General features: G+C 68.2%; 5 protein-coding genes. 2 read left to right on the top strand and 3 right to left on the bottom strand.

Annotation, left to right across the window (positions count from 1 at the left end; genetic code table 11):
- A partial coding sequence (locus ABZX02_RS43180) for a hypothetical protein (protein WP_355307782.1) occupies positions 1–357 on the bottom strand: 357 nt, incomplete at its 3' end.
- Positions 358–447: 90 nt separating this feature from the next.
- Between ABZX02_RS43180 and ABZX02_RS43175 the strand changes: the two genes are divergently transcribed.
- On the top strand, positions 448–1,371 hold the full coding sequence (locus ABZX02_RS43175; protein ID WP_355307780.1) for a GNAT family N-acetyltransferase: 924 nt from the start codon (positions 448–450) through the stop codon (positions 1,369–1,371).
- On the opposite strand, the gene ABZX02_RS43170 is transcribed toward ABZX02_RS43175, so the two are convergent.
- Together ABZX02_RS43170 and ABZX02_RS43165 are read right to left on the bottom strand one after the other, a co-directional pair.
- The gene (locus ABZX02_RS43170; protein WP_355307778.1) at positions 1,321–2,880 is read right to left on the bottom strand and encodes a sodium:solute symporter; all 1,560 of its coding nucleotides are present in this window, start codon (positions 2,878–2,880) and stop codon (positions 1,321–1,323) included. The genes ABZX02_RS43175 and ABZX02_RS43170 overlap by 51 nt on opposite strands.
- The gene (locus tag ABZX02_RS43165) at positions 2,868–3,992 is read right to left on the bottom strand and encodes an anhydro-N-acetylmuramic acid kinase (RefSeq protein WP_355307776.1); all 1,125 of its coding nucleotides are present in this window, start codon (positions 3,990–3,992) and stop codon (positions 2,868–2,870) included. The genes ABZX02_RS43170 and ABZX02_RS43165 overlap by 13 nt, the downstream gene beginning before the upstream one ends.
- Positions 3,993–4,112: 120 nt before the next feature.
- Here ABZX02_RS43165 and ftsY point away from each other — a divergent pair, with 120 nt between their 5' ends.
- Entirely contained in the window at positions 4,113–5,402 is a 1,290-nt protein-coding gene (ftsY, locus tag ABZX02_RS43160; protein WP_355307774.1) for a signal recognition particle-docking protein FtsY, read from the top strand.
- Positions 5,403–5,755: the final 353 nt, after the last annotated feature.

The raw sequence follows: 5,755 nt of genomic DNA, 5'->3' as shown, positions 1-5,755 counted from the left end.
TTCACGTCCTGGCCGCGGGCGTGCGTCTCGATGTAGATGTGGATCACCCGCCTCGTTCGGCTGTTTGGCGAGCAGCGGCCGTGACTCCGGGGGGGGGGCCCCCCCCCCCCCCCCCACGCGGACCTGGTCGCGCAGGAGGGGCTCGCAGACCTCGACGGCCTTCCTGAACTGCTTCGCCGTGCCGAGCACGCGCGCCAGGTTCAGCCGGACGGCGAGCGTCCGCGGGTCGTCGGCGCCCAGTTCTCCGACGTGCTCCCTGGCGAGTGACCTCAGGTCGGCGGCGGCACCGCGGAAGTCGCCCGCGTGGGCCTTGGCCTCGGCCTCGGCGGCGCGCACGGCCAGTTGATCGGACGACATCCACGTCATTTTACCCGTCGGCGAGTCCGTGACCTGGGACCGTCGAAAACTCCCTCGCTTCGAACGGCCGTGCGAGTGACCATTCCTCCCATGTACGACATCCGTTTCGCCGAACCTGGCGACCTCGGCGCCACGATGGCGCTGCTGGTCCGGCTCCAGGCCGACAACGCGCACCACATCGGGTACCTCGGTGAGACAGTCGAAGAGCTCCGCGCGGAGCTCGGCGAGTTCGAGCCCAGCTGGGCGGACTGCACGGTGGTCGCGGTGGACGCCGACGACAACATCACCGGCATGCTCAGCGTGGAGGTCGACGCCGAGCTCGGCCGCGCGTGGCTGCACGGACCGTTCGTCGACGTGCCGGTCAACCACCCGGCGGGCAGCCGCATCTGGGACCAGACCGCCGACGCGCTGTTCCGGCGCGCCACCGAGCTCCTCACCGGCATCACCGACCTCGAGCTCTACGGGCACACCGCCCACCGGCGCTTGGCGGCGTTCGCCGAACGGCACGCCTTCAGCGCGGGCAAGGCGAGCGCCATCCACATACTCGACAACGGGGACCTGCGCACGTTGCTGTTGCGGGACGCCAAGTGCCCCAGCGACCGCGAGATGCGCGTCCTCCCGACCGACGAGTTCGTGCACGAGGCCGTCGCGGTCCTGCACGAACGATGTTTCCCGCACACGTACCTGTCCGGCAGGCAGCTCGTCGAGTCCGATCCGGCCAAACGCACGGTCGTCGTCGCCATGGACGGCCAACGCGTGCTGGGCTACGCCGCCGGCAAGGCCCAGCCCGAGGAGTACTACGTCGACTTCGTGGCCGTCGAGCCCGACGTCCGAGGCCAAGGTGTCGGCGCCGCTCTCATCACCGAGCTGCTCTGGAAGCTCGCGGCCGAGCACGGAGCCCGGCCGCAGGCCGCCGCGTCGATCTACGCGGGCAACGAGTCGTCGCAGAACATGTTCGCCCGCCTAGGATTTCGCCTTCACATCGAGCTCGTCTCGTACCGGCACACCGCGTGAATGTCGCAATGACAGCAACCCACCCACGATCAAGGTGACCGCCACCCCCAGGGGCGTGTTCCACCACCCGGTCAACGACTTCAGGTCGGCCGTGGCCTTCCCGAAGTAGATCGTCGGCGTGCTGCCGGCGAACTTGACCCCGAGGATCACGAAGCCGACGACCAGCACGGTCGCCACGAACGCGATGATCGCGTCCACCTGCGTGACGCGCTTGAAGACCAGGCCGAGGAGGAAGGCCCCGAGCAGCGCGCCGTAGGTGTAACCGGCGATGCCGAGCGCCTGCACCACGATCGGGTCCGCCGTGGTCTTGTTCGAGGAGGCGAACAGGCCCGCGCAGACGACCAGCAGACCCGCCCACACCAGGGTCCAGACCCGGCCGTGGCGCAGGCGTTCCTCGTCGGTCATCGGGGTCTTGCGGACGCGTTCGTAGACGTCCGTGACGGTGCTGGAGGCCAAGGCGCCCAACGAGGACGAGAGCGCGGCGGCGAGGATGCCGGCGATCACGAACCCGGACAGGCCGGACGGCAGCTCGTTCACGATGAAGTACCCGAAGAGCTCGTCCTTGTTGCCGAGCTTCAGGTCCTTCACCGGGTCCACGCCGTTGTAGAAGGCCCACATCATCACGCCGATGAAGAGGAAGAACGCGAACTGCAGGAACACCACGAAACCGGAGGCGATCAACGCCTTCTGCGCCGACTTCACGTCCTTGGTCGACATGAGCCGCTGCACGATCAACTGGTCCGCGCCGTGCGAGGCCATCGACAGCAGCGCACCGCCGAAGAACGCGGCGATGAACGGGTAGGCGCCCGTCAGCGGTGACGAGGTGAAGTCGAAGACCTGGAACTTGTTCACGTCGACGGCCTTCGCGAACCACCCGTCCTGCAGCCGGCCGGAGAGCCACCAGATCACGACCAGGCCGCCGAGGACGTACCAGAGCATCTGGATGGCGTCGACCCACACGACCGCCCGCACGCCGCCGAAGAAGCTGTAGAACACCATCGCGATGCCGAGCGCGAGGATGATCGTCCAGTAGCCGGCGTCGATGCCGTACTGGGCGAGGACGAGCTTGATGGGGATGGCGGTGGCGAAGAGCCGGATGCCGTCCGCGAGCAGGCGCGTGAAGAGGAACGTCACGGACGCGGTGGCGCGCATGCCGCCGCCGTAACGCTTGCCGAGGAACGCGTACGCCGTGACGAGATCACCGGCGATGTAGCGCGGCAGCAGCACGAAGCTGACGATGATCCGTCCGACGATGTAGCCGAGCGCGAGCGTCAGGTACGTCATGCCGCCTTGCGCGGGCGTCGCCACGTACGCGATGACGGGCACGCTCAGCACCGTGAGCGTCGAGGTCTCCGCGGACACGACGCTCAGGCAGACGACCCACCACGAGATGCGTTTCTCGCTGACGAAGTAGTCCGTGGACGACTTCTGCCTGCCGCCGATCCACATGCCGAGCAACGGCATGCCGACGAGGAACAGGACGATGATCGCCAGGTCTAGTCCGCGCACTTCGGGTCCCCCACTTTCAGCTTGGTCACGGCGGTGGTGACGGGCTCGGGCAGGCGCAGCGGCCCGCTGCCGGGCGTGATGCTGCCGAGCAGCCGCGGCCCGGACGCACCGGTCGCGGACGGCGTGTTGCCCGCGATCCCGTGCCACGTCAGGAACCCGAGCAGCGCGGCCAGGTAGGCCTCCTTGCCGTCGCGCGGCAGGCCCAGCGAGTCGCTGATCTTCAGCGGAACCGGGTCGAGCGCCCGGGTCAGCGCCTCGACCAGGACCGGGTTGCGCATGCCGCCCCCGGACGCGACGACGGTGCTCGCGTCGTGCGCGCGGCAGGCGTCGGCGATGGTGCGGGCGGTGAGCTCGACGAGCGTGCGCAGCATGTCCTCGGCCTGGACCGTGGGAAAGCCCTGCAGGTACTCGGCGTTGAAGTGCTCCTTGCCCGTCGACTTCGGCCAGGGCTTCGAGTAGTACGGGTCGGCGAGGAGCTTCTTGAGGACGTCCTCCCGGACCGATCCTCGTGCCGCGAACTCGCCGTTGGTGTCCTGCCTGCGCGCGCCGTTCGAGAGCACCTCCATGACGGCGTCCATCAGCGCGTTGCCGGGTCCCGTGTCGTACGCGACGGGCTGGGCTCCGGGTCTCACGACGGTGATGTTGGCGATGCCGCCGATGTTCAGCGCGACCGCGTTGTCGGCCATGCCGGCGAGCCACAGCGCGTCGAGGGTGCTCGCGAGGGGCGCTCCGTGACCACCCGCGGCGACGTCGCGGACCCGGAGGTCGGCGACGACGGGCAGCCCGGTCCGTTCGGCGATCCAGGCGGGCTGGCCGAGCTGCAGCGTGCCGAGGCAGTCGCCGTCCTGCACCTCGTGGTGCACGGTCTGCCCGAGCGAGGAGATCAGGTCCGCCGGCAGGTACCCGGCGGCGACTTCGCCGAAAGCCTGCCCGAGCGACGTGTCGAAGGCGCACACTTCGGCGAGGTCCCGCGGTTTCTCCAGCAGGTCCTTCGGGAAGGGGTGCTCGGCGCACTGCACCGGCACGAGCTCGACGACGTCGCCGTGGATCGACAGGTCGGCGACGGCGACGTCGATGCCGTCCATCGACGTGCCGGAAATCAGTCCGATCACCCTCACGGCGTGTGGTCTATTCCACACAGCGGCAGCGCGCAAGAGCTTTGGTGAAATCTTCGCCTAAATGAGCAATACCTCGTTGATTGATCACATGCGCGTCTGTGAAACCATGAGCCCGTGTCGACGTCTTCCCTTGTCCTGATCCTCGTCGTCGTGGCGGTCGTGCTGATCGCCGCGCTGGTGACCGGTGTGGTGCTGACGCGTCGCCGTCGCATCAGCCTGACCCAGAAGGAGGAGACGCCGAAGCCCGGCGGTTACCAGGCCTCGTCCGAGATCTCGTTCACCCCGGCCGCCCCGGAAGCCACCGCGGCCGAGGCCGTCGTCGTGGCCGAGGAGGTCGTGCCCGTCGAGCACCCCGTGGCCGACCGCACCGAGGTCGACGGCCAGCCGGGCGTGGGCGACGACGCCTCCGTGCCGCGCGACTCGGTGAAGCGCGGCTTCGTCGAGGTGGACCTGCCCGTCGAGGCGTCCGAGGTCGAGGAGATCGAGCCGACCGCGGGCCGCCTGGAGCGCCTGCGCGGCAAGCTCTCGAAGTCGCGCAACGCGTTCGGCAGCTCGCTGCTGGGCCTGCTCGGCGCGGGCGACCTGGACGAGGACTCGTGGCAGGACGTCGAGGACACCCTGCTGATCGCGGACCTGGGCGCGGCGACCACCACGGAGATCGTGGAGACGCTTCGGTCGAAGATCGCCGGCTCCGGGGTGCGGACCGAGGCCGAGGCCCAGGCGTTGCTGCGCGGCGTGCTCGTGGACGCTCTCGGGCCTCGGATGGACCGGTCCCTGAAGGCACTGCCGCACTCCGGCAAGCCCGCCGTGTTGCTGGTGGTGGGGGTGAACGGGGTCGGCAAGACGACGACCACCGGCAAGCTCGCCCGAGTGCTTGTCGCTGATGGACGGACCGTGTTGCTCGGGGCCGCCGACACGTTCCGGGCCGCTGCCGCCGACCAGTTGGAGACCTGGGGGAAGCGGGTCGGGGCGGAGACCGTTCGTGGGCCCGAGGGTGGGGATCCCGCTTCTGTCGCCTTTGACGCGGTGAAGCGCGGGATGGACGCCGGGGTGGACACGGTGTTGATCGACACCGCTGGGCGGTTGCACACCAAGGTCGGGTTGATGGACGAGCTCGGCAAGGTGAAGCGGGTGGTCGAGAAGCAGGCTGTGGTGGATGAGGTTCTGCTGGTTTTGGATGCCACTACTGGGCAGAACGGGTTGACGCAGGCTCGGGTTTTCGCCGAGCAGGTGGACATCACCGGGATCGTGCTGACCAAGTTGGACGGTACGGCCAAGGGTGGGATTGTTTTTCAGGTTCAGCGGGAGCTTGGGGTGCCGGTGAAGCTGGTCGGGCTGGGTGAGGGGGCTGACCACCTGGCTCCGTTTGAGCCTGGGGCGTTTGTGGACGCCTTGCTCGGCTGATCTTGTCGGACCCCTTGAGTAGGTTGAGTTGTAGGGGTCCTGAAGTCAGGGGGACGCCTGCGTCAGCTTGCGTTGGCGCCTGTTCCGTCGTTTCGACCTTTGCGTGCGGCGACCTTGCGTTGCGTGCTTCCCCTGGGGGCTCTGCCCCCAGACCCCCGGCAATCTGATCAGGGGGCCAGCGCTGTGGGCGGGTTGATGGCACGCCTGTTGCTTAGAGCGGCTGCCTGTTTCGTAGTTTGGGCGCCTCGGCGGTGGGGTCCCATCACGAGCCGAGCCAAGAGCGGGCCACACCTGAGGGGTGGGGGGGGGTAGTGGATAAAAAAGTTGTAGATAAAAAAAACACAAAAAAAGAA

The sequence above is a fragment of the Lentzea sp. NPDC003310 genome (assembly GCF_040610935.1).
Taxonomy (GTDB): domain Bacteria; phylum Actinomycetota; class Actinomycetes; order Mycobacteriales; family Pseudonocardiaceae; genus Lentzea.
Note: the sequence above shows the minus strand (reverse complement) of the source record. Positions and strands in the feature narration are given on the sequence as shown.

Bases quoted from the DNA above. Each gene is read 5' to 3' on its own strand.
- ABZX02_RS43175 (WP_355307780.1), top strand. From the start codon at position 448: ATGTACGACATCCGTTTCGCCGAACCTGGCGACCTCGGCGCCACGATG.